This is a genomic window from Poseidonocella pacifica, assembly GCF_900111875.1.
In the GTDB taxonomy this organism is placed as follows: domain Bacteria; phylum Pseudomonadota; class Alphaproteobacteria; order Rhodobacterales; family Rhodobacteraceae; genus Poseidonocella; species Poseidonocella pacifica.
In genome coordinates this window covers 42,612-67,127 of record NZ_FOJU01000006.1, presented here as the reverse complement: position 1 = coordinate 67,127, position 24,516 = coordinate 42,612, and the positions used below count along the sequence as shown (strand labels likewise).

General features: G+C 60.6%; 18 protein-coding genes and 1 tRNA gene. 6 read left to right on the top strand and 13 right to left on the bottom strand.

Features of this window, described 5'->3' with window-relative positions:
- Nucleotides 1-496: 496 nt before the first annotated feature.
- From BM234_RS17325 to BM234_RS15955, 5 genes are all read right to left on the bottom strand, one after another.
- Nucleotides 497-835, bottom strand: a complete 339-nt coding sequence (locus tag BM234_RS17325) for a hypothetical protein (protein WP_139226817.1) — start codon at nucleotides 833-835, stop codon at nucleotides 497-499.
- Nucleotides 836-954: 119 nt separating this feature from the next.
- Nucleotides 955-2,682 (bottom strand): hypothetical protein, encoded by a 1,728-nt coding sequence (locus tag BM234_RS15970; protein WP_092066794.1) that lies wholly within the window; start codon nucleotides 2,680-2,682, stop codon nucleotides 955-957.
- 1 nt (nucleotide 2,683) lies between these two features.
- Nucleotides 2,684-4,531 carry a hypothetical protein gene (locus tag BM234_RS15965; protein ID WP_092066793.1) on the bottom strand — a complete coding sequence of 616 codons (1,848 nt, stop codon included), beginning with the start codon at nucleotides 4,529-4,531 and terminating at the stop codon, nucleotides 2,684-2,686.
- A gap of 219 nt (nucleotides 4,532-4,750) precedes the next feature.
- Nucleotides 4,751-5,215: a hypothetical protein gene (locus BM234_RS15960; protein ID WP_092066792.1), complete on the bottom strand. Its 465-nt coding sequence runs from the start codon at nucleotides 5,213-5,215 to the stop codon at nucleotides 4,751-4,753.
- A 219-nt stretch (nucleotides 5,216-5,434) separates the two neighbouring features.
- Complete coding sequence (locus BM234_RS15955) at nucleotides 5,435-7,807, bottom strand: hypothetical protein (RefSeq protein ID WP_092066791.1); 2,373 nt, start codon at nucleotides 7,805-7,807, stop codon at nucleotides 5,435-5,437.
- Nucleotides 7,808-8,103: 296 nt separating this feature from the next.
- On the opposite strand from BM234_RS15955, the gene BM234_RS15950 reads away from it, so the two are divergent.
- The 4 genes from BM234_RS15950 to BM234_RS15935 all read left to right on the top strand — a co-directional run bounded on the left by BM234_RS15950 (nucleotide 8,104) and on the right by BM234_RS15935 (nucleotide 10,421).
- Complete coding sequence (locus BM234_RS15950; RefSeq protein ID WP_092066790.1) at nucleotides 8,104-8,394, top strand: hypothetical protein; 291 nt, start codon at nucleotides 8,104-8,106, stop codon at nucleotides 8,392-8,394.
- Nucleotides 8,391-8,615: a hypothetical protein gene (locus tag BM234_RS15945; protein WP_092066789.1), complete on the top strand. Its 225-nt coding sequence runs from the start codon at nucleotides 8,391-8,393 to the stop codon at nucleotides 8,613-8,615. The genes BM234_RS15950 and BM234_RS15945 overlap by 4 nt, the downstream gene beginning before the upstream one ends.
- Entirely contained in the window at nucleotides 8,606-9,118 is a 513-nt protein-coding gene (locus BM234_RS15940; RefSeq protein WP_092066788.1) for a hypothetical protein, read from the top strand. The genes BM234_RS15945 and BM234_RS15940 overlap by 10 nt, the downstream gene beginning before the upstream one ends.
- 274 nt (nucleotides 9,119-9,392) lie before the next feature.
- Nucleotides 9,393-10,421: a hypothetical protein gene (locus BM234_RS15935; protein ID WP_092066787.1), complete on the top strand. Its 1,029-nt coding sequence runs from the start codon at nucleotides 9,393-9,395 to the stop codon at nucleotides 10,419-10,421.
- A gap of 212 nt (nucleotides 10,422-10,633) precedes the next feature.
- On the opposite strand, the gene BM234_RS15930 is transcribed toward BM234_RS15935, so the two are convergent.
- From BM234_RS15930 to BM234_RS15900, 7 genes are all read right to left on the bottom strand, one after another.
- A complete protein-coding gene (locus tag BM234_RS15930) occupies nucleotides 10,634-11,083 on the bottom strand; it encodes a hypothetical protein (protein WP_092066786.1) in 450 nt (149 codons plus the stop codon).
- Nucleotides 11,080-11,619 (bottom strand): hypothetical protein, encoded by a 540-nt coding sequence (locus tag BM234_RS15925; protein ID WP_092066785.1) that lies wholly within the window; start codon nucleotides 11,617-11,619, stop codon nucleotides 11,080-11,082. Before BM234_RS15925 ends, BM234_RS15930 begins: the two co-directional genes overlap by 4 nt.
- A gap of 511 nt (nucleotides 11,620-12,130) precedes the next feature.
- On the bottom strand, nucleotides 12,131-17,002 hold the full coding sequence (locus tag BM234_RS15920; protein ID WP_092066784.1) for a DEAD/DEAH box helicase: 4,872 nt from the start codon (nucleotides 17,000-17,002) through the stop codon (nucleotides 12,131-12,133).
- 321 nt (nucleotides 17,003-17,323) lie between these two features.
- Nucleotides 17,324-17,575, bottom strand: a complete 252-nt coding sequence (locus tag BM234_RS15915) for a hypothetical protein (protein WP_139226816.1) — start codon at nucleotides 17,573-17,575, stop codon at nucleotides 17,324-17,326.
- A gap of 222 nt (nucleotides 17,576-17,797) precedes the next feature.
- Nucleotides 17,798-19,837: a tyrosine-type recombinase/integrase gene (locus tag BM234_RS15910; protein WP_092066782.1), complete on the bottom strand. Its 2,040-nt coding sequence runs from the start codon at nucleotides 19,835-19,837 to the stop codon at nucleotides 17,798-17,800.
- 131 nt (nucleotides 19,838-19,968) lie between these two features.
- A tRNA-Asn gene (locus tag BM234_RS15905) sits at nucleotides 19,969-20,043 on the bottom strand.
- 59 nt (nucleotides 20,044-20,102) lie between these two features.
- Nucleotides 20,103-21,032, bottom strand: a complete 930-nt coding sequence (locus BM234_RS15900; RefSeq protein WP_092066781.1) for an MBL fold metallo-hydrolase — start codon at nucleotides 21,030-21,032, stop codon at nucleotides 20,103-20,105.
- Between the two features lie 45 nt (nucleotides 21,033-21,077).
- Here BM234_RS15900 and BM234_RS15895 point away from each other — a divergent pair, with 45 nt between their 5' ends.
- Both BM234_RS15895 and BM234_RS15890 read left to right on the top strand, forming a co-directional pair.
- Nucleotides 21,078-22,388, top strand: a complete 1,311-nt coding sequence (locus tag BM234_RS15895) for an ATP-binding protein (protein WP_092066780.1) — start codon at nucleotides 21,078-21,080, stop codon at nucleotides 22,386-22,388.
- Nucleotides 22,385-23,269, top strand: coding sequence for an ROK family protein (locus BM234_RS15890; protein WP_092066779.1), 885 nt, complete (start codon nucleotides 22,385-22,387; stop codon nucleotides 23,267-23,269). The genes BM234_RS15895 and BM234_RS15890 overlap by 4 nt, the downstream gene beginning before the upstream one ends.
- Here BM234_RS15890 and BM234_RS15885 read toward each other — a convergent pair.
- Nucleotides 23,266-24,471 carry an MFS transporter gene (locus tag BM234_RS15885; RefSeq protein ID WP_092066778.1) on the bottom strand — a complete coding sequence of 402 codons (1,206 nt, stop codon included), beginning with the start codon at nucleotides 24,469-24,471 and terminating at the stop codon, nucleotides 23,266-23,268. The genes BM234_RS15890 and BM234_RS15885 overlap by 4 nt on opposite strands.
- Nucleotides 24,472-24,516: the final 45 nt, after the last annotated feature.

The following is a 24,516-nucleotide window of genomic DNA, read 5'->3' as shown; positions in this document are numbered from 1 at the left end:
ATCGCGTTCGACGAAGACCAGAATATCCAGGCCACTGGACCATCCGCTGCGACGGCCATCGAGGCCGTCTCAGAAGAAGATACGGACAACTCCCCCCTTCTCGACGCTACCGGCCAGCGAGGCACTTATAACGGATTTCCTTACCGGCGCGGGCATGCCCACATGGTTGTCCGTCGCAACTGAACTTGGTGGTGTTGCCGGTTTGAAAGACGAGCTTAGCGGGGGCTGAGGCCAGCGCCTTCGCTGTAGGGCTGTCTTCTTTTTCTTCCTGCCCCTGCGCGTCGAACTCCAGGGCGGTAGAGGGACGGGCGCCGCACCAGGGCAATGAGCTTATGCTCGCTCGGAGGAGGCTTGGCTGCGACGCGTCTGCGGGCGTCGCCATTATATGAGCAAACCGGCAGTGTCGCTGAGGCCGTTGAATTGCCGAAATGAGCCACCCACGCGGCGCTGAGATTCAGTCTGCCTGGATAAGAACAGGGAGATGTGGTCCGCCGGTTCAGTTTTCTTGTTCGCAAGCGGCTTGCAGACACCCCAGCATGCGCATGAGGTCGTGCGCGGATACCGGCCGAACCGGTTCGATATCGTATACGTCGCGCCCGGACTCGATCTTAATGGCGTAGCCGAGGCGCCGAAGGGTGTCGTGTGCTTCGGCGCGAACTTGGCGACGCCGGGTGTCATCTTTCTCCACGCCGAAGATGTCGACAAAGGCGATACGTTTTGCAGATCCAAAGTGACATTGCGCGGAGATGTGCAGCAGTGGAAGGTCTGGATTGGCGGCTCGGAGGGCGATTTCGACCCATCCTAAATGTTCGGGTCGGATGTCCGTTTCACTCATACTGAAAATCCAATCTGTGCTGAAGTAGCTTAGCTTTTGCCTTGAGCGCAAAGAACCTTGTCGCCCCCCGAACCCGGATCGGATCACTGCGCCAGAACCCTATTGGCCGCGGGATTGAGTTATCCTGCGCCAGCACCGGTTTGGACAGGCGACTCCGCCTCGAAGCACTCCTCGAGGAGACAATCGACCATCTCTTGCCCCCGCAGGCGTTTGGCGGCTGACACGGCCTTCCCGTGGTAGTGCGCGGCGGTGCGCGGGTCCCGCTGGGCCTCGATGGCCAAGGCGGCCTCTACGCCTTCGGGGCCGAGCTGGCCCAACTCAGTATGCACGCGGGAGCGCGAGATGTGTGCGCCAGTCCCGAAATGCGTCCGCCAGACCTTCGACGGATAACTGCGCGCCAGCATGCGGCCGTCTACGTCCCGGAAAAGCGGCAGTTGCTGATCCATCGCGCGGGGCCGCATCTCGCCGAGCCAGGCCGGATCAAGTCCGCGCAGAACCAGCGCATCGAGAAAGGGGGTCAGGACCCTGTGCAGCGGTCCCCTAAGAGGCTCATCCTCCTTGGCGGTGACGATATCGACCCGGTAGCGAGGGTCGTCGAACCGGACGTGCCGTTCCCAGAGGAGCTGCCCGTCGCGCAGGCGGAGCGGTAGCAACGTCCAGACGGCGATGACGGCCGCCTCGTTGAGAAGGCGCAGCGCGGTCTGGCGCCGGGGCTCCGCGGCGCTGTCGTCCAGCAGCTTGTGGGCCAACGTCCAAGTGGTCTTGAGGTCGGGCAGGTCTTCGAGCCTCGCGAACTTGAGCGGGACCACCGTGTCCAGTTTCCGGCGCAGCGCGTTCTCGTGCGCGCGAAGATCGGCAATCAAAGCCGGATCGAGGCTGAGGGCTTCGCTAAATTGACGCAACCGCATCACGGCCGTGTGACGTGTAGCGGGCCGATTGCCCTGGTCGCGATGTTTCGGCGACGAGCGCGCCGCCGCATGCGCTGCGCGCGACGCTTCGAGGCGACGCACGCCCTCGACGGTGATTTCGAGCCGAGCGCCAGCTTCCCGCTGCACATGGGCGTATTCGCGCAGCACGTCCTCCATGCCGTCGACGCGGGAGGCCGCCGGCGCCGCCACATGCAGCGGCAGGGCGCCGAGGCGCATATCGCGCAGCAACGCCTGCCATTCAGTCGGCAGATTCGAGACGTCGACGCGGCGCGCGGCAACACGCGGTTGGCGCTTGCTTTCGCCAGGGTGCGCGGGTGCCTTCGCCGCGATGGCCGCTGCGAGGACCACATGCACCGCCGGATTGCCCGGCAGCAGGCGGTCGAGCGCGCATTTGAGGCTGCGCAAGCGCCGGGACGAGCCGGTATCGGCGGTGTAGGCGAGGTAGTCCGCCTCCGTGGGCACAGAAATGCCCCGCGCCTCCGCGAAGGCCAGGAACCGTGCGAGCACGCGCAAATCCTCGAGCGGCACATCGTCGAAGGCGGGCAGGTTGCGATAGGGCGCCATCAGGGGGTCTTCGCGCAGCACCTCGCGGCTCCGCCAGTCGCAGGACCGCCCACGCGGGCGCTTGGCCCGTATCGCGTCGCGCACCGTGTCCCGCACAGGCGTTCCCTCTGGCAGCAGCCGGTCGAAGGCAGTGCGCAGATCCTCCAGCTTCCGCGGGGACTTGTCGGCCGCGGCGAAGGCCAGAAAGTCCGCCACGGCCGGCACGCTCACCCCGCGCGTTTCCGCGAAGGCGAAGAACCTGTCGAGCGCGCGGAGTTCGCGCTGGCCGATTCGGGCTATACCCGGCAACTCGCGATAGGGCGCGAAGCGGGGCGCCGCGAGGATCTCCTCGCGCTCCCTGGTGTCATAGCTCATCTCAGTTCTCCATCAGTTCGACGAGCAGATCCTGGCCGCGTTCGACCAGTTTCATCGAATTCAGCCAGCCGTAGAACTGGCGCAGGGTGCCGGGCGTGTCGTCGATCCGCTTTGCGATCACCTCGATCTCGTTGGGGTGCCGCTCGAGCAGGAGAGAGGTCTGGCCGTGCCGCATCTGGTGCGGCGTCATCGGCAGGTTCACCACCGTCCGCATCAGTCCTGCGAACTCGGCCCCGAAGAAGTCCGGGTTGAGATAGGCGCCCGGCGTCCTGACTGCCGGAAACAGGTAAGGGCTCGTCGCGGCATGGGCGAAGAGCGGGCGGATGACGCGCAGATACCAGTGGATTGTGTCGTGATAGCCGTGCTTGTTCAGCCGGATCGGAAACTCGATCGTGACCTTATTCTTAGTAAGCGCCGCAGGAATGTGGATCTTGATCGGCTGCTTGCCCTTCTTCGGAATGCGGATCTGCGCGTCGTTCTCCACGCAGGTCAGGCGCATGGCGTTCTCCACACGGATAGGAGCTCCTCCGATCTCGATCGCGGCAAAGCAGGCCGCAGCACCGAGTTTTCGCACGCGCGCGATCTCCCCCGGCGTGGGCTTGCGGTCCTCCGCGGCGATTCGCGCGAGGCTGGCCTCTGCGGCCGCGCGCAGCACCTGAAACGACGTTAGAAACCGCCTGCGCAGAGCCGGCTTTTCGATAAGGCCCTCGCAGAACTTGCGGTTTTTGGGCGTCATGGATTTCTCCGCCTGCTTTCCCTTGCGAGCCACATCGTTGTTCGCCAGCACCTGCTTCAGCATTGCCGTCTCGATGCCGAGATGGGCGCGGAACTGGTTGAGTATCTTGATATACTTGCGGGACGTGCGGGGCCTGAGACGGCCCTTCTTCTTTGACCGATCGTGCCGCGCCAGCATTTCTCCGGCGATGGCGCAGACGATTTCGTCATCGGCAAGAATGGCCTTGAGGTCCGGTTGATTGGAGCTCACGGCACCGATCTCGAGCCCGATACGGAGGCCGGTGCGCATAGCCGCACGCATTACGGCTGCGTGCTTAGTATGCTCGTCTGCGAATTCCTGGCTCACCGGGTCCCAGCCGGTCTTCGTGACCGCCTCGATCCACGGCAGGAACTGCGCTTCCCAGACCGGCTCGATCTCCGTTATCAGCGGAACGCGCCGCTCGGCGCCGAACCCGATCGGACGCTGCGGCAGCAGGGGCAGCAGCTCCGGGAATGTCCGTAGCTCATCGAGCCGCCGGAGTGCGCGGGCGTTGGCGTCCCGCTTGTTGCCGCGGAAATCGGCGTCGATCCGCCGCGCCTCGACCAGCGTCAGGTCTTGCGGCTGCCAGCCGTAGGACCGGGCCACCAATGCGAAGGTCTTGAGTGCTTCGAGCTTCATGGGATGCCATTTCGCATTCTTTCCGACCCGGCCTTCGGCGAGCGGCTTGATCGCGGCGAAGAGGCGGGTCCAGTCATCCTGCTGTGCCCGCAGCGCGGCCTGTGCTTCGTGCACGCCGAGGAACTGCCGCAACGGGGCTTGGAGACGGCGCCGAAAGAGCCGGTAGGCCACATCCGTCGGCCAGTGGTCGGGATCGAATCCGTCGAGCGGAAACCGCTCCTCGACGAGCGACAGCTCGGCCGAGACCGCGACGAGTGGCCGGTTCAGTATCTCCCCCACCTCGCCGATTGCCCCGAGATATCTGGATTTGACCGATGGCGTCACGTCGGTCCGGGCCGAGACGTGGGCCTTGAGATCCGCAAGCGTTGGGCGGGCTCCCTGCGTCGCGGCAGGCGCGGTGCTGGCGACCGCCATGGCGCTTGTTGGGGTCTGGGGGCGGTTGGTCAGATCAAGCATGGAATGTTCCTCTCATGGTTTGCTTGTATTGGATCAGCGAGGGGTGCGGGTCGCTTGCGTGCGCTTCCGGTCGCCAAAGCGCACCTGGGACACACACGCCTCCGAGGTTGCCGCCTGTGAAACCGGGCGGGCGTTTGTATCCTGGTCGCTTGCGTGTGTGCCGGGTCGTCTGGGTGCAAATCGCTGTGTCCCGCGGGTGAGAAGGCATCGCCATGGACCTCAATTCGGGGGAGTGAGCGCGCCGAAAACCGGCGCGGCTTTTGCGTATTGGGGGAGTGGACGGCGCTCGTGCCATGCGAGCACCTCTGCCTTGCGCCAGCGCTTCGCGCGCGCGTTATCACGTCCACCCGACAGGTCGATCACAGGAGGGAACGGAGGTGTCCCCGCCGGAAGTTTGCCCACTGACCAACGGTAGATGATTGAAGGATCGGCCTGACCGAGCAGGTCAGCGGCGGCAGCCGCGGTGAGCAGCGGTTCAGTCAATTCCAAATGGTGGTTTCGGCTTTGACGTTCCGCGAGGCCGATGGCCCGCCATACCACGGGCCAGCGTGTCGTCTCGCCGCGAAGTCGGATGTCGAGCGCCCCGAGGACTTTAGCCAAGGCTCGCCGGTCATCGCTTCCCGGCTTCTTTCGAATCCGAAAGAAGACTTCGAGGTCGTCGCGGGTGAGGGGTCGGTCCATCATGGCCCGAAGGAATTAGTCCCCTGGGGCCCCTGAAAAAAAAGCGAGGGCGACCCGCAAAATTACCCGCGATTACAACATCTTGTGCAGGCAGTCAGCCTCAGGCCACTTCAGCGATGGGTATACCGTCGCCGATCAATGACGACGACAGTTGGACGGTTGATGGACCGGAGGCCACGAGGTCGTGGGCTCGGGTGTGTTGCCCAAGTGAGCCGGAGATTCTCAGGCGCGAGGCTTGCCGAAGACCCGCTCCTCGGTCAGATCGACCGGCCGATACTCACGGAGCGGACCGTGAGCCGCTTCGATCACCTCTCGCGGACACTCGCCCTCACTGACGAGGACGATGCAGACCTCCAACTGTGCTCGCGGCTGCTGGCGTCTGATATGGGCGGCGAAGATAGAAAAACCCCGCACGCCATTATTAAGAACATCCATAGCGGTCCGCGGGTTTTTCCGAGTGCGTCCCAGCCAGTCCTGCGCGGCCTTCTCTGATTTGAAGGTTTTGCCGGCATGGGCGGGCATTTGTTTGCCGGTCAAGATCAGCGTGCGGTGGCACGTAGCCGTCTCTTCGAGTGCTTGCTGAAGGCGTGGCACATCGCCGGCGATCTCGGCAAAGGTGACCAGGCGGTCGACCGGCAGACTCGGGATCGGGATGTTACACGCAAGGATCACGCGCTTGCGGTAGCTTGCGCGCCCCAGCCGGAGCCGTTCGATCAATTGCCGCGTTGCGCATTCCCGATGCTGACGCTGGATCTCACGGATTCTTGGATCGGGATGAAGGCGCACAGGGACTGCGACTGGTTCGGCTGATCTGATTTCGTATGGCACCATGAATTCGGGCATCAGCCGGCGACCATGCTCGTCCGGTTCGACGAAACAAAGCGGCTCCTCTCCGTCGCGATCGCCGAACAGGCTTCTTCCCTGTCCTTCGAGAGCGTCCAGCGGAATCTCGTTACGGCCAAGCACGATGACGGTCGAGTAGCTTTCGTAGCGGTTCGACCCAAGCGCCCGATCGCCGAACCAGAGCCAGCTGGCTCCGAGAAGTTGCGTGTCCAGCATGATCCGGACTTCCTCTTCGCTGCTCTCGTCACCATTCAGCAGCCCGGCGTCGAGAAAGAACTGGCGCGCAACCTTCTTCGTGCAGCCGATGAGAACGCCCGCGGCGTGGTCCTTCTGATCGCGTTCGACCTCCGCCTCGATCATTCGACGGCACCGATCGCGAAGGCTTGGCGAGTTCAACAGGGCGGTTGTGCTCATCCTATGACTCGAGACCTGAATGATTTCCGCATTCGGCTCGAGGGTCGCGTGATGAACGTCGATGTCCGGAAAGAAGACCCTGAGGATGGTCTCGCTCGCATCCGCGTCGAGCACGAGGGTCGGCGGATTGCTGATCATGTCCTTGATCCCGTGCACGACGATTTCCTCGACCTCGACTTTGCTCGCCTTATCGGAGTCCCAATAGATGCTGTGGCGAAGTTCGACCCGGTCTGGCCTGTGCCGAGACTGCTCATGAGCTTGTGCCAGCGCTTCCCAGATGCGCGCATACCGATGCGCATTGCTCCGGGACGCGAGCATTTGCTCCACCCGCTGCTCCTGCGCGGTCGCTGGCATATCGGGAGTGATCGCGGGCGGGTCCTCCGCGGCGGACAATTCCTCGCGTGCGAACCTCCGATAGTCAGTCGAAGTGTAGGGAAGATCGAGCAGGCTACGCTCGGATCTCAGGGCACCCAATACCGCTGCTGCCGCCTCAAGAACCCGCTGAAACTGCAACGATATCTCCCCGTCGTCCGGGTTCGCAGGCTCAGGAAAGCGCCGCTCCGTCTCGAAAGCTGCCGCAGGCACGACGGTCGTTTTGAGCATCGACGGCCAGAACTTCTCGTCAATGACGCGCAGCCCCTCAGGTCGTTGCGTCGGATCGGGAAGATGCGCGAAGGCGTGGGCCGCGTATCTGTCCACTGGTTCCTCGGGCAGACAGCGGAACTGCTGGAGATAGGCACAGGTGTCGAAGTGGGGGCAGCGTGCCGGTTCATTGTCGCCCGTATCCACCGCTTCGCATAGGGTCTCTCGCACGCGCAGGCCCGATCGGGAAACCCGCTCCGCCAGCTTCCATTTAAGGCACATGCGCTCTTCGGGTTGCGTCGGGTTCAAAGCGGATCTTCCAAGCATCTGGAAAGCTGGCGTCGCGTTGCCGGAGATAGCCATTTGACGCGCCCTTGCGCATGCCTCGCCGGACAGGTCCGATGTCGGCATCAGGAAGAAAGCATCCTTCCCCAGGATATCGCGCGGCTGCTGGGCCAGGATCTTCTGCGTCCGGGTGGTCTTTCCGCTCCCGGGGCTGGGGGCAAGTGCGACGACGGGTGCAGGCTCGTCGCCTTCGGGATCATGTGTCACTGCGCCGGACAAGATGGCCGTGACTGCGTGGTCGATTTTTTCTGTCACCTGATCTGGTGTCGAGAAGGGTGTGACCGGTGCGGGGTGCAACCAGGGCACGGGCGCAATGCCTGCGAATTGGCCTGACTCGTTGCGAAGCTGGGGAACGGAAGTTGCCGGGATATCGGCGGCGAGGGCGGGGTTGAGATGCGTATCGTGTTTCATTCGCAGCAAGTCGGACCGACCGAATTCTGCGAGTCGCCGTGGCGAGGCGCCAAATACCGAAGTATTGAGTCAAATTATCTCAATCTGGCGTTTCTTGGGAAATTTCGCCGCCGTTGGATTTTTGCGATGTCTTGAAACGCGTCTATCGAGACACCATGAACGGAAGGCTTTTTACAGATGCTCTACGCCGGTTCGCTGGCCGCATTCGAGATAGCTAGAATTCTAACGAATTCGGCACGAGTCCCGGTGGCTGGTCGACAACATATACCGGTCAGCAATCGAAAAAGGACACACCGATGACGTCGATATATGGACCGCAGGGCTGGAATTCTGGTGAGGCTTCAAAGATGGCCTTCGGGTGTCTGGATTTGCAAGATCACATCGCCCACGGAGAGAGGCTATGGGCCATGTTGGGCGAAGAGCCCCACGCCGACGCCTTCTGGGACGTCGTCTCTCCCCTTGTTCATGCTTTGGCAGCTAAAGGCGCAACGAAAGCTGGCTACGGTGAGGGCTTCTCCGCTACCACAGCCTGCGAGCAGCTGATGCATGAAATAGCGATCGCGCATAGAGAGGAGATGTCTTCATGATTGATAAGGCCTTGCTCGAGCGCGGAGATCTCCGCAGACTCGCCGATATCGCCAACCGGACTTACGATGAGCTGATCGAGATCCCGACCGCCAGCCCTCATTTGGAGGTGTTGATCCAGGCACTGTCCGAAGCGGCCGATCGCCTGTCGGCCGTGACGCATGAGATGTTGCATCCCGAAGAATACAGGTCAATTTCCGAAGGAGACGAACAGTGGTCGTGATCGAGAAGGAATTGCAGCGCGGCCAGCTATCCTTTCTCATCCGCGGGACTGGTCGGGTGACCTTGCTGGTGATGCGGCACCTCGGAGATGATGATCTCTGCATGCACTGGATTTCCGCCCCCTGCCGGGCGTCAGCTAACCCAAGGCTTGCCCTGCGCCTTGCGCTCGGGACCCGGCGCGTTGGCAAACGTGCCCGCCCTCAAATGGCCATTGTCACGGTGTCACAGATTCAGAAAGGTGAGCTCGGTCCCGAAGATCTCCCAAAAGCCGTATTCTCTGCGCTGGCATGTGGCTTCTCTCACCACCAACTCATTGAAATTCGCGCCGCGAGGGACTGGCCAGCACCCGATTGGGCCGTCGAGCCGGAGCAGATCTTCGAGCCGGAAGGCGACGACCGCATCGGACACTGGCGCTCAGAGAACGTGGTCGGATGTGCGGAGATCAATGGCGCCTGCGTAATCGGGCCGGAATGTCGCGCTAATGCTTGGAGGACGTCAGAGTGAAATACACCGTGGATGGAACTTCCTTTTGACTTTCTGGGGCGATACAATGTAGAGCGCGGCGCGCAGTGTTCTTCTACGCTTAGAGGGCTGACTCAAAAATGGGCAAAGAGTGGCCATTCGCTTCGCCGCGAATAGCTGTAAGCGCGGGCGGAGCCCAATTCCTGGACATCCTGCTCTCACTCGATATGAACGAATTGACGGAAGTGTCTCAAGGTGCGCAGCGTCCATTGAGCATGCCTTCAGGTGCCAGAAGGTTTGACCCGGAGAATGTGACGTGAGTGATGAAGTAGAGATAGGTTTTATGGAGGCCCGCGCTGTTCTTCAGTCGGAATGTTTGAAAGTTCTTCCTGCTGTTAGGCGGCAAGTAGACGCGCATCGTCAGACATTTATATGGCAAATGGACAAGGGGTTAGCAAATAGTATTTTTGGTATTCCGATTGAGAAAGCTCACGATGCACGTCTAACCTCCGAACAAGTTAGGCGGATTGCGCGGGAGAACGGTAAAAACTATTGCTACACGTGCATGGCAATCACTCCAAAAGTTTTGGCTCTTTCCTTGAGTATTGAGCGTCTTTCTCATGGAACGCTGTCACCTCAAGAAGAGCTGAACTGTTTCCGCTCCTTGATTGAGAGGCTTGCGGTCTTGGAGGCGGCTCTTGAAGCAATGTCACGCACTGTAAGGCCAGAAAAGATTAAAACTTTCGATGATCTAATTGAAGTGCGAGAAGCTGTTTCTACGTTGATTGGAACCAGATTTGATTGGTCGAAGCTTCAGCTCATTGATTTTTCGAAAATGCCCTCAAAGACCGATTATTTTCACGATTCTGCCGAGACTCGAGTGGATCTTTCGGCCAGAAATATTCTTAACCAGATCGACAAACTCCAGAAGAAAGAAAGGTATAAAGGGATAAGGCCGTTCTATAATTTTTGCTGCGAGTTCGTTCATCCAAACATCGGCGATATCTTGGCGACCACGTCGGAGAAACAAATTATAAAAACGCAGGGCGGCCAGCTTGCTTATAAGACGAAATATCACGAAGACCCATCTAAAATCTCCAAGGACGATCGAGATTTCTTTATTTTATTCTCAAAGGCGTATGCCTTTGGGACTATGCTGATAAGGGAGGCTGAAAAGGTAACATTGGAGTATGGCAATCTGCTGAACACGGTGAGACGCGTCAACCGCAAGTGCGCACACAAGGTGGTCAAAAGGCAGATAGCGTGCTTCTCGAAGGATGACTACTGTCCGTGCGGTTCCGGGAGAAGCATCCGCGCATGTGCATTCCGGCGAGAGCGACCTTGAAAAAATAATCCGGCATTTGGAGGCGCTATTCAAGAAAGGATGACGAGACATGGAATACTTCAATGGAAGCTGCATTGCAGCGTCTTGAGGAAGGGGGCGCGCCGACGGCCGCAGCAGAAGGATGAATGTCGGCGCGCCGGCCTCCGGGTGATCCGATCCGGAAGCAGGGCTCGTGAGCCTCAAGAACGGCGCGTGCGAGACGCGCCGTTTGATCATTCCTTGTCGAGCAAATCGAGGCTGATACGCACAGCCTCGGCGAAATCCTGCACCACGACGGCGGCACGATAGACCTCCTCGATCCGTGGTAGCGCAGCTCGAAGCGCGTCGGCCTCCGGCGTAAGCTTACGTTCAACATCGTAAGCTTCGGTCCCGCAAAGAAGCCGCTCTTTCGGGATGGGCACGCGCGCTTCGTGCGTTCCTGAGCTTATTGCCCTCCGGATCTCGACAATCGCCGTGTCGAGGTAAACGCAAAAGTCCGGGTGGGCGACCGTTTCATCCCGCAGGTGATCCACCAGATCGCTGATGATGTCCCGCTCGCGCTCTCCGACATGCGGAAACACCGAGGTCTCTATGTGTCGGTCCAGACCGCGCGAGAGCCCGATGAGAGCCCGAACAAGATCAACTTGCTCCTGAAAAGGAGTTCGGGTCATTGGATAGGTCATGCCCGCACCTCCTTCCGTCCCAGGAACGACGGGCGCGTGGGTCGTCTCGCCGAAGTTGCCGGAGAGTTCTGCCGGCACTCCTGACGGCGATCCTCGGCGATGTCGCGCTGCGCGTGAATGCGGCCGCGCACCGCGTTCATTGCCTCGAACGGATTTCCGTCGATGCGGCCAAGCACAGCGGAACCGGTAGCGCCGCAGACGACGAAACCATCATGCGTCAGCGGGACCCACACTCGCCGCGCGCCGACGAAACGCGTTGGCTTGTCGAGGCCGGCGTCGATGCAGTCGGCGCGCCGCCTGACATGCACTTCGTAGCCGATGTTGGATCGGCGCCGCGACGTGGTGCCGTAGGCCAGCAACGCGTAGCGCTGGCCGCCGCGTTCCTCGGTGTCGAGGATCAGGCAGGGTCGCGCCTTGGGTCGTCCGCGATGGTCCTCTTCGGCCAAGGGGAAACGAAACGAGACGATGTCGCCGTAGCTAACCTCGTTCCGCCAGGCTGCGGTCATGGTGGGGTTTATGGGTGCGCTGTCGAGCATCTCGACCTCCTTGCGATATCATCGCCGCGCCTCCCGATCTCTCCCCGAGGGCCGGGGCATCGTCTTCGTGCGCGACACCCGGAATGCGCAAGAAGACGACTGTGCCCGGCCTCCCACGCTCAAGTGGATCTCCGCCTCGCACTGACAAATCGCCCGGAACAATCGAACATGCGACTAATATGCGTGCAGGGTTATCACCTGGATGTTGTCGTGATGGGCTGTCTTTCTCCCGATCCCAGCAGATACGAGCAAAGAACCCGCACGCCGCTATGAATAATCTCAATAGCGGTCCGCGGGTTTTTCTTGGGTGTGGCAGCCAGCCTCACGCGACCATAGAAGTCCGATAGTGCAGTTGGCTTGCGGAGCAGGTTCCTTGGCTGTCCGGGTTGACGTTCGGTGGAATAGCACCGGTCGCTCGAGCGCCTGTCGCAATAATGAGGCGATACGCGAGGCTATGCGATGCCGTTACGCCAACTGGAGCAGCGCGAACCGATTAAGAGAACCTCGCTCTTTACGCCGGCAAGTCCAGCTTCGGCAGGGCGCGGACGATCTTCATCGTCTCCAAGCTCACGGTAATCACGCGCCGGAACAGGTCCAGCGGATAGGCCGGGTCGCCTATGGTTTCGTTGGCGTAGTCGTTGGCGTCGTTGACGATGCCGCTGGCCTTGTCGGTTTTCACAACCTGGCGCTCCATCACCCATTCCAGCGCGGGCTTGCCGTTGACGACGTAGTCGTAGGCCTCCAGCGGGATGTCCGTCATGGTGATGTTGGCGTTGTAGATCACCGTGGTCTTGTCCTTGTCGCGGGCCTTGCCGCCGAACTTCATCTTAGTGACACGGTAAAAGGTCTTGGGGTCGTCGATCTTCCACAGCGTGGGGGTGCCCTGCTTGTAGGTGACAGGGTATGGCTCCACCGTCTCGTAGTTCACATGCAGATCGCCAAGGCGCCGGCCGGCATTGGAGAAGGCGCGGAAGTCGGCGTAGGTCTTCACCGCCGGGATGCGGGGCAGTTCCTTGGTCAGGTTGTCGGCATAGCGGTCGCGGTAGTCAAGCGAATGCAGCAGGCCGTAGACGTAGTAGAAGAGGTCCTCCTTGGTGATCGCCTCGCCAGAATAGGCCGCCCGAAAATGTGCAAGACCGGCATCGGTGATCGCGTCACGGCGCTGGAGGCCGGAGGACTGGCCTTCGAAAAGGCCACCGGACTCCTCGTCCTGCTGGTCGTAGAGGTAGAGGGGGAAGCACTGGGCGCCTCCGTCTGTTTGGTCGGTAAAGACCGAGTCAACCATCAGCGCAAATTGACCATCTTTACGCCAATTTCCTTTGATCGTAATTACTCGGTTAGAACTGATCACCTCGGGAAACATTGCAAGGAGTTTGCCGGGGCGTTCGATAAGCCTCCGATCTGTGTAGACTGCCTGTTTGCTGAAAGGACGGTAGATTGCCGTCGAGACATCTTGCTCGCGGAAATCTATCGATTGCCCATTTGAGAGCCGCCTGCGCAAATCCGCAGACCAAGAAATTTTCTTTGGATCATTATTAAGCTTCAAATCTCCGCCATCTGGCCCAATCTGTTTCAGATGACGAGTGTATTCTTGAATTATAGACCGGATATTTCTCACAAGGGATTGCGTTGAAGGGTTGTAACACCACGCATCTCTATTTGAGAGAAAACCACGCGAAAAGTCCGAGAAAACGGCGCTGAGACTCCTCCGGTCTCCTATCGGAATGAAAGCATCAAAGCTCTCATCTCTCTGATTCAGCCAATCATTCTGGCTATCGGGTAAAATCTGCGTCCAAAGCTCTTGATTGGTCAATCCGGTAATGGACCCAAAGTCACGAATTTTTCGCAGCTTCTGCTTCTGATCAAGGTAGTCTCCGATGTCATGGAAGAAGATTCGGCCATGCTCAGCTGCCTTAGGATCTTTGACGAAGACGCTGATGGCGATGGGTGCGCGGCTACCAGATCCGAATATCTTGCCGCCCTCTTTTCGAGATAGTTCACCACTGGTGCGCTGGTTTCCACGAAGGTGAAATACGTAGAGATCAGTGAAATCGTCCTTCAGGCATGCTCGAACTCCGTCCGCCGCATTGCCCTCAACCCAGCCAGCGTTTGTGACGAAAGCCACGACACCTGCGTCTCCAATTCTATCGGTGGCCCATCGAATCGCCCGAATGTAGCTATCATAGAGCGAGTTTTTCAGCGTTGCAGATGATTTCGCTGCATAGGTTTCCGCAATTCGAGTGTCCAAACCGGGGTAGGCGACATTCGCGTTGTCATCGTTGGCGCTTGCTTGCCCTGCCGAATACGGTGGATTCCCCACGATCACCCGGATATCCAGCTCCTTCTGCCGGGTCCGGCGTTCGGAGTTGTCGGGCATGTAGAGCGCCAGCTCGTCGTCGCCCTCATACATCTGGAAGGTGTCGGTGAGGCAAATCCCCTCGAAGGGCAGATACTCGTTCTTCTTTGCCTCGCCCTGGTAGACCGCCTCGATGTTGATCGCGGCGATGTAGTAGGCCAACAGGACGATCTCGTTGGCGTGGATCTCGTGACGATACTTGTGCTCCAGCTCCTCGGGCGCGATCAGGCCGGATTGCAGCAGCCGCGTGATGAAGGTGCCCGTGCCGGTGAAGGGGTCCATGATGTGGACGCCCCTGGAGCCAAGTGACTGGCCGAAGTGCTCCTGCAACATCTCGTTGACCGAGTGCAGGATGAAATCGACGATCTCGACCGGGGTATAGACGATGCCCAGCTTTTCGGTCGTGCGGGGGAAGGCGTTGCGGAAGAACTTGTCGTAAAGCTCGACGATCAGGCGCTGCTTGGCCTGGGGATCGGTGATCCCATGGGCGCGGTTGCGGACGCTGTCGTAGAACTTCTCAAGGTCCTTGGATTCCTTGTCGATGCGGTTCTCGTCCAGCACGTCCAGCACCTGCTGCATGGCGCGTGAGACGGGGTTCTGGTCGGTGAACTGGTGCCCGGCGAAGAGCGCCTTGAAGACGGGGCGCGTGATAAGGTGCTGCGCCAGCATCTCGATCGCGTCCTGTTCAGTGATGCTGTCGTTCAGGTCGTCGCGGAGCTCAGCAAGGAAATCGTCGAAGGCCTTGCGGGCCTTGGTTTCGGGTTCGGCCAAAATGCCAGTGATGCGCGAGATGTGGCGCTGCGCGATCTCGGCGATGTTGGTGGCCCAGTCCTCCCAATAGTCTCGGGTGCCGCACTTCTTGACGATCTTGGCCATGATGGCCTTGGAGAATTCGTCGATGAAGAGATCGTATTGCTCGGCCGAGGGGCCTTGGATGACGATGTCGCCGGTCTCGCCTCCTTGGCCCAAGTTGGCTTGCGGCTGCGCCTTGCGTGTAGGTAGTTCGGTCACCTCGTGGGTGATGGACTTGATCTCCTCGGATTCTCTGGTGACTCCGACGATCTCGATCCGGTCGGAGACATTCTGGCCCAGCGAGGCTTGGTTGATGGTTCCGTCGAAGCGTTCGTCATGGGCGCGCAGAGCGTTCAGGATCTGCCAGACGACTCGGTAGCGCTCGTTGTCTTTCAGAGCGACCTCGGGCTCCACGCCCGCCGGGACGCCGACCGGGAGGATGACGTATCCCATCTTCTTGCCTTCAGCGCGGCGCATTACGCGCCCGACGGACTGGACCACGTCGATCAGAGATTTCCGCGGGTGAAGGAACATGATTGCGTCGAGGGACGGCACGTCGACGCCCTCGGAAAGGCAGCGGGCATTGGTGAGGATGCGCGCGGTATTGCCCTCTGCATCGGCTTTGAGCCAGTCGAGCAGTTGGTTGCGGGACTTGGCGTTGAAGGTGCCATCGACATGCTCGATCTCGATGTCGAGGCGGTCCGGCGATGAGGGCGCATCAGCCTCGATCATCGCGTCGTCGCCAGTGTATTCGGCGACGACATTGGCGAACTCGTCCCGGATAAGCTTGGAGGCGGCGATGCTCTTGCAGAACGCCAACCCCCGCTTCATAGGCTGCGGATCGAACGAGATGTCCTGTTGCAGGTCCTGCTTGGTCAACGCCTTGTAGCAACCGATAATCTTAGTGGCATCGTCGAGGTCGAGCTCCGAATTCTGGTCCGCCAGGCGCTTCTGAACGCCGGCGCTCACGATGCCCTCGTCCATGGCCAGGACGATCACCTTGTAATCCGTCAGCAAGCCTTTCTGAACCGCCCAGCCAAAGCCCTTATGGAGCAGCGTCCTGCCGTAGAGGTCCTCATCGTCCATCGAGGCCAGAACGGCCGATTCTTCGTCGGCCCGCGTCTTCACGGCGTCGCCGAAGATCCGTGGCGTCGCGGTCATGTAGAGGCGCTTGCGCCCCTCGACACAGGCATCATCATGGATGCGGACGAAATTCGACTCGTCCTCGCCCGCCAGGGTCGCACCGGTCGTGCGGTGTGCCTCGTCGCAGACGATCAGGTCGAAGGCTGGAAGTCCTGCCTTCTGGGCGGCTTCCAGGACTCCGATTGACTGGTAGGTCGAGAAGACAACCGTCATCCGTTCCGGGTCATGCTGCGCGGCCCTGTGAACGAGCCGTTCCGGATTGGTTGTGGCTGGGAATGCGAGATCATGCGCCTCGATCTCGGCCGCGTCGTCATTCGAGACGCGGCGCTTGCCAACCTGTGCATCCGAGCACACAGCAAAGGAGCGAAGCGGCGTTTCCGTGTCGTTGGTCCATTCCCGGACCGTCTGGGACATCAGCGCTAACGAAGGCACCATGAAGAGAACCCGGCCGCCTTTGCCGGCAAGATCCTCCGCAATTTTGAGAGAGGTGAAGGTCTTGCCGGTTCCGCAGGCCATGATGAGCTTGCCGCGATCGGCCTCGGCCAAGCCAGTGCGCACTGCTTCTAACGCCTCAATCTGGTGAGGCCTGATCGTCTTCTTGTCCGAAAGGACAGCTTCCCCGCGGATGCCGAAGATCGTCCAGTCAATGGGACTTTCGCGTAGGTGCGTAAGCGACAGGCGCACCACTGGGATGCTCTGACCCGCGATCATCGCCTCGGCGTTGTCGCCCCAAGGGACCTCCGTAGTGTCGACGACGACGCGCCGAACAAAAGGCTCTTTGCCCGACGCCGAGATGAAGCTATCGATGTCGCCCTTCTGGATGCGGTGTTGCGCGCCGTAGAACTTGCACTGGATTGCGGCGAAACCATCTTCATTCCGCAGCTTCGCGACAAGATCTATGCCCACGTCCCTGCCGCTCCAGCCGTGCTTGGCGGCCCAATCCGACCATGACCAGACCCTGGAGTATTCTTCTGCCTGCACGGGGTCGGTGGTCAGGTAAGCGCAGGCGAGGCGCTCAAGGTAGGTTCCCTTTTCTCGCTCTGTTGCGGCCGCGTTGCGGTATGACTGGAGCAGGTCGTCAAGCGCAGTCATGCGAAACTCTCTGCAACGTCATGTAATCATCCAATTTCTGGTATCTTCCTGCGCACCCTACGCAGAAGTTTTCTGGTCTCTCAACACCAATCAATCCGCCGATCGACGATCCGGAGACGACGACGCGCGAATCGTATAGTTCGGACAGGGCTGCGAAGGATCTCGCCTCCCACCATCACGCAGCATCGAGGGACGGGAGAGCTCTTAGTCACCAGGAAAATCTTCGGTTTGCCTGAATGAATCCGTCGGGATCACGCATGCGAGCGATGAATGGAAGCTTGGTCCGTGACCCGGACGTATTTGATCCTAAAGCGCCTATCCCTAATCTGGAGTTTTGACGCCAAGCGCGCGCAGCACTTTGATCACATCTGCTTCCAAGGAACGGGTTGGTAACACAAAGCCCTGTCCCAGCTTGTATCCGCGATACTTGTAGAGCCCAATATCGTTCGCTTCTCGAGAACCAGGACCAACGGGAAAATGAATATGGGGGATGTGATAGCGCGGAAAGCCGTAGACATCCTGCTTCATCGGGGTGACGTCGTCCAGAATATGCTGGATCGGGGAGCGTTTCATGATCGTGTCCTGTGTTGAGCGAAGGTCGTAGGGAAGATGTGTGTATCTTTCCTTGAACGCGGAAGAAGATTTCGGTGGAACCTTGAGGCTCAGGTTAAGCAACAGGGGCCATGAAGGCGTCATGCCAGTTCGCTGTATCACATCGTTTCCAGACAACTCAGGTTGATCGCCCCGGTCACGACCCGGAGGCGGCGGTTTGGAAGCCTTCACGGTCACTATTGATCAAGCGCGAAAGGCTTGGGCCGATAGGGTGTGCACATTCGTTTCGTCGACCTGGTCGAACGGGCGCAATATTCGCGAGCAGTCGACATCGATCCGGTTGATATAGTCCCGCATCATTTCGATCGTGTCGCCTTCCGGGTAATAATGCTTGTGCGTCACGTCGCTGAGTTCGTGGCCCATCAGCAATTTTCGCGAGTGATACGGGACTTCCGCCCGCGTGAGCTTCGTCTGGAAGTCTTTTCTCAGGGAGTGAAAATCGCGCGCACGGTCATAAATCCCGCATCTCTTGCGGTAATGCGTGAACCGCTTTGAGAAGATCTCGCTGAACTTGCCCTTGGCCTGGCCGCGCTCGAGGAAGGTGAAAAGCCTGCCGTGGCCGCAATCCCGCCGGAACTGCACGAGCTTGAGCAGCCCAAGCTCCAGTAGTCCGTCATGAATCGGAATGCCGCGCTTCGCCGCCCTCGACTTCCGGCTCTGTTGTGCGCCGGTGATCAGGACCCTGATAACCGGCACGCCTTCGATCGTATCGAAGTCTTCGGTGCCGAGTTGCAGGGCCTCCTCCATGCGGAAGCCGGCGAACAGACCGAGCAGCGGCGCCCAGAAGAGCGGATCTCCGGGTTCGGAAAGCTCGCTGGTGTAGATCGGCGAGCCGAGGAGCGTCGGCAGCCGATCGCCCCAGGGCAAACGATCGGCGTCCTCTTCGTTGGCGAGCCGTCGCGAGATCTCCTTCTGGGTCCATTTGACGTGCTTTACGGGGTTGTCATCCCGCAACCCTTCGAACTGTGCAAACGCAAGGATCTTGTCCATCGTGTCCATGTGTCGCTTGCAGGTATTCGTTCTCAGACGCCGAACCCGTAGCGCGTCCAGCGCTTCCTCGATTTCGCCCGAACTGAGGCCGTCGCGCCGCATTTCAGATTGACGGCGCGCGATTTCGCTTCGTTCGGCACGATCGGTCTCCTCGATGACCTCGCGGACGGACCTCCGGTCTTTCGACGATTTTCCGTGGCTGGCCGGTATCCTGTCGAGGAGCGAAAAGAAATCGTTCAGCGTGGCCTCGTCGATGTCCTCGACGAACACATCGCCATGAGCCTGAAGGAACAGCCGCACCGTTCCTTCGAAATTCGCCCGGCTGGTCTTGGTGAAGCGCTGGCCAGCCTTCGTGTCCGGAACCTCGTGTCGCCGCTTCAGATCGAAGCCCTCGGAGCGGAGGTCGAGGAATCGCTGAGCGTGCACGGAGAACTTGCGACCCCCTTTGCGCTTCGCGGCGCGGGGCACCCTCTCGTGGTCGGCTTTCTTCGACCGGGCGGCGCTCTCATCGCCGGTGTCGCCTCCGCGAAGCACCTGCGTCGCGGCAGACAGAGCGTCGTCCAGTGGTGCGAGGGACGGCAGGGCCGAAGCCGGGTCCAGACCCTTACGCACGCAGTAACGCAGGTATTCTTCCTGAAGGGTGAAGAGTCCGGTGAGCATCATGTCGAACTGGGCGACGATCTCGTCGGGATCGTCGTGCCACCAGCCTTCCTGGCCCGCCATCTCGAGCACCGCGCGCTCGAATTCCGGATCGTCGAGAGCGCTTTTGCCCGGCGCGGCTCGTTCGAGCGCTGGCGCCGGAGCGGGTGCGCCATTTCGAACGGGGCCGGGGCTCGATGTCGGCGGAACAGCGGCGCCGACAGGTGGTGCCGGCATGGCCATTTGCCGGGCCATCATTTCCGCCTGGGCGCGCAAGGTCGCCGCCATGTCCGCCATCGCGCGGTCGAGATATCTTGGATCGTTCGGTCGGTCGTCGCTCGACATGGCGGTCTCGATTCTGCGGCGGGTCTCCTCGAACAGGAGGTTCAGACGGGCGGCGCGGCGGCCGGCCTCCCGGGGGCAAGCGGTGCGCAGAGTGATCGCGAAATGCCCGGACCCGTCGGACTTGCCGCCGGCAGCCACGACGCCGGATTTGTCATTGCCACGGGAAGGTTGCGGAAGGATGAACACCGGCTTGCGGCGCCGCCACCAGAACATGTGGCCACGCCTCTCGAGGTAGGGAATCTTCGGCATGTCGGTCGTCTCCGGGCACAGGCCCGGGCCATCGCCACGGGCACAGGTATGGGCACAGAGGACGCTTAAACTTGTATGGAGTCGCACCGACCCCGGACAAGTCTATGATATTTTTGGATTTCCTTATATTTTGGCTCCGGCGGTAGGGATCGAACCTACGACCAATTGATTAACAGTCAACTGCTCTACCGCTGAGCTACGCCGGAACACAGCGGGCGATATAACAAGCGTTTGGGGGGGCGTCCAGAGCGTTTTTGCATGAATTTCAGAATTCTTCGCGACCCGTCAATTGATAGGTTTCCGTTGGCCCGTGATTGCCTTTTGGAGAGGTGAGGCCGCGCTCAGTCAGGTGGATGAGGTGGGCCAGAACGTTGCGCGCTGCTGCCGGTAGGAGTTGGCGCGGCGTCTCGGTGTAGATCTCGGCTGCGAGGGCGTGGGGCGTGGATTCCGGTGTCTTGCGGAGAGCGTCCAGAATGGAACGTTCCCGCGATTTTCTATGGTTGAGCAACCAGTCAAGCCGCGCTTGGGGGGACGTAAGCGCAGGACCGTGTCCGGGGAGGAAAACAGGTTCGGGGCGTGCGCGAAGGCGAGCACAGGACGCCAGGAACGCGCCGAGATCACCATCGGGGGGAGACACGATGGAACTCGACCAGCCCATGACATGATCCCCACAGTAGAGCGCCTCGCCATCCGAAAAACTCATGTGATTGGAAAGATGGCCGGGAGTCCACAGAGCTTCAATACGCCAATTCTCGCCCTGCATGACCTCTCCGTCGCGCAGGGTTTGATCTGGTTGAAACGTGGGATCGGTGCCTTCGCCCCCGCCAAGTTCAGTGTTTTTGGCGAGGTCTTTCATAAGGGGAGTGCGCCCCGCATGCGCGGGACCAAACGCCAAAATGGGGGCTCCGGTTTTGGTGGCGAGGGGGCGGGCGAGGGCGGAATGGTCGCGATGGGCATGTGTTACGAAAATGTGCGATATTTTCTGGCCCGGTTGAAGCGACCGCAGGATCGCGTCGAGGTGGCGGGGGTCGTCCGGCCCGGGATCGATCACCGCAAGCTCGGTAGAGCCGAGCAGATAGGTATTGGTCCCGCGAAAGGTCATTGGGGAGGGGTTGGGTGCGAGGATGAGGCGAAGGTCCTCCCGGAGCGTGACAACCTGACCGGGCTTGGGATCGAAATTTGCCGCGTCGGTCATTCTTCCCTGCTTTCCCTTCGCCTCGCTATGTGCATAGCGTTACCCATGTTTTTTCAGTGGCTCAAACGCTATATGCCCCGCAGCCTTTATGGCCGGGCCGCGCTCATCCTGCTCCTGCCGATTGTGACGCTGCAATTGGCTGTTTCGGTGGCGTTCATCCAGCGGCATTTCGCGACGGTGACGGAACAGTTGACCGCCGCGGTGGTGTTGGAACTCGAATACCTTCGGGACGAGGTGGAAAACAGCGTCTCGCCAGACATTGCTCTTGCCCGTCTCTCTCGGGCATTCGAGATGGAGGGGCATTTTGTTGTCGCGCAATCTGCGCCTGAACAGGATTATCGAACCTGGTACGACCTCACGGGGCGGCGCGTTTTCGCGGAATTACGCGGTGGATTGCCGGGCGTCCGCGCGGTGTCGCTGCCTAATGACAGGCGCGTGACGCTCTGGTTGGAGACGGATGCTGGGCTGGCGGAGTTGCGTTTTCGCCGCGATCGCTTGTCGGCCTCCAATCCACACCAACTTCTGGTCATCATGATTGTGCTGGGCACGATCCTGACGGTTGTTTCCTTCGTGTTTTTGCGTAACCAGTTGCGGCCCATTCGTCGGCTCGGGATCGCAGCAGAGGCGTTCGGCAAGGGGCGGCATGTGCCCTACCGCCCGACGGGTGCGCTTGAAGTGCGCGCTGCGGGCAATGCCTTCCTCGATATGCGGGCGCGGATCGAACGGCAGATCGAACAGCGCACGTTGATGCTTTCTGGGGTCAGCCACGATCTTCGCACCCCGCTGACACGGCTGAAACTTGGGCTATCGCTGCTTGATGACGTGGACAGGGAACCCTTGGAACGTGATGTCGACGAAATGCGGGAAATGCTGGATGCGTTTCTTGATTTTGCGCGCGGGGAAGCTGAAAGCCCGCCGGAGCCGGTCGATCCTGTCGCTTTGGTCGCGATGATCGTGGACGATGCACGGCGTTCGGGCCGGTCCGTTTCGATCGTTTCGTCGGAGGGAACGGGCGAAGTGCGGCTGCGTGTCGGGGCTATTCGCCGTGCGGTGGAAAACCTCATCGGCAATGCCGTACGCTATGGCACCAAGGCGGAGATTTCCGTTGCTCTGACAGCAAAAGCATTGCGCATTTCTGTTGAAGACGACGGACCGGGGATCCCCGAAGCGCAGCGGGCCGAGGCCATCAAGCCCTTCTCCCGGCTAGAGCCGGGTCGCAACCAGAACCGCGGCGCGGGGGTCGGCCTTGGATTGGCCATCGCCACGGATATTGCCCGTGCCCACGGGGGCGCCCTTCGTCTTTCAAAGAGCGAACGGCTCGGGGGGCTCCGTGTGGATCTGGTGATCGGACGATGAGCGCGCTCCATCATATTGCCTCGGGCATCGACCTGGGGGGGACGAAAATCGCATTGCGTCACTTCGGTCGCGACCTTGCCCTTGTGGGGGGCGAGACCATCGCAACACCGAAAGACTACCGAGGGCTTGTTGATGCGCTGGCCTATCTTGGTAGTTTGGCGGGTGATCTGCCTTTGGGCGTGAGCGCGGCGGGTCAACTCCACCCGGCGACGGAGGTGACGCTTACCGCAAACCTCTGCGCCACTGGCAAGCCGATCAAGCGTGATCTAACCTGCGCCCTTGGCCGTCCGGTCACGTGGTTGAACGACGCGCAGGCCTTTGCCTTGAGCGAAGCGCGGTGTGGCGCAGGGCGGGGGGCCACCTCGATTACCGGGTTGGTGATCGGAACCGGGCTTGGCGCGGCTCACGTTGTGGGGGGGCACCCGCTAGCGCGTAGCACCGGTCTTGGGGGGGAGGTCGGACACGCAGCGCTTCCGGCAGATATCGTCGGCAAATATGGTTTGCCGGTTCTCGACTGCTCATGCGGGCGGCGGGGTTGCATCGAAACCTATGTCAGCGGGGCGGGGCTGTCGCGCTTGGATCGCGCGATGACCGGGGGCGCCCGGGCTGCTGAGATGATTTCCGCAGAGCGCGGGCCGGTCTGGGGGGTTTTCTGCGCCTTGCTCGCGGAGGTGCTCTGGAGCGTGCAAGTGTCCGTTGATCCCGAGGTCTTTGTCATCGGCGGCGGGGTGAGCCGGGCACCGGAGCTACTGGCCGACGTCGAAAAATCGCGGCGTAGTCTTCCCGGTTTCGATCTGCCCCTCCTGCGATTGGCAGAAGGAGGAGCCGAAAGCGGCGCACGTGGCGCCGCGCTTGCGGCTCTGGAGGCGGACGGGGCTTAGGCGCGCACCGGCCGGAACATCAACCAGATCAACGCGCCGCCAGCCAGTACAAGGAGGGGCGCCATGGCGAGATTTACCGCCATCCACCCCTCGACTGGGCTGCCCCCGGAACAGTTCATCAGCCCCCCGGATGCCAGCGATGCGACCGTGACGCCACCGAACACGATGAGGTCGTTCAGCCCCTGCATTCGGCCACGTTCCTCCGCGCTGTGGGCTGAGGCGAGCATGGTGGTGGCACCGATAAAGCCGAAGTTCCAGCCGATCCCCAAAAGAATGAGCGCGCCGAAGAAATTCATCAGGTCGACACCTGCAAAGGCCACGGCCCCCGCACCGGCAAGTATCAGAAGGCCAATTCCCAGGATACGTTCCACCCCAAAGCGCAGGATCAGGTGCCCCGTGACGAAGGAGGGCGCGAACATGGCCAGGACGTGCGCAGTCACCACATCGGCGGCTGCTTCGGTACCATACCCACATCCAACGACGGCGAGAGGTGTTGACGTCATGACGAGGTTCATCAAGGCGTAGGACACCATTCCGCAGATCACCGCGACAGCAATGCGCGGCGTGGCGAGCAGTTCCATCCGGGTTCGGCCTTGGGGCGCGTCGGCGTGTGGACGGGGCGGGGTAGGGATATCAAGCCCGAGGAACAGGAGGGAGCCAATCACGTTGATCGCGATCACGGCAAGGTAGGTTCCGAGAAAGGGGATCACCATCGCGCCGGCTGTGACCTTGACGAGTTGTGGCCCGATGATCGCAGAAATGAGCCCGCCTGCAAGGACATAGGAGATGGCCTTGGGGCGAAAGCTCTCTGACGCGGTGTCGGCCGCGGCAAAGCGATAAAAGCCCTGAGCGGACATGTATATTCCCGTCAGAAGGCTGCCCAAAAGGAAGATCGGAAATGACGCATAGTAAAGCCCTGCGGCCCCGATCATACCACCTATCGCGCCGGCCAGCGCCCCGATCAAAAATCCGGTGCGCCGCCCGAAACGCTGCATGATGGCAGAAATGGGGGTGGCCGAAAGCATGGAGCCAAGCACGATGAGGGAAATGGGAAGCGTCGCGAAGCAGGGGTTGGGTGCAAGTGACTGCCCCGCAAGGCCACCAATGGTGAAGATCATCGGCATCTGGGCACCCAGTACCGCCTGCGCGGCGACTAGGATCGTTACATTGCGTTTGGCGCGGGCGGTGGTTGATTGACTCATGGCGAGAGGATTATTCCTGTCGCTGGAAAGGCGCAAGCCGTGCGG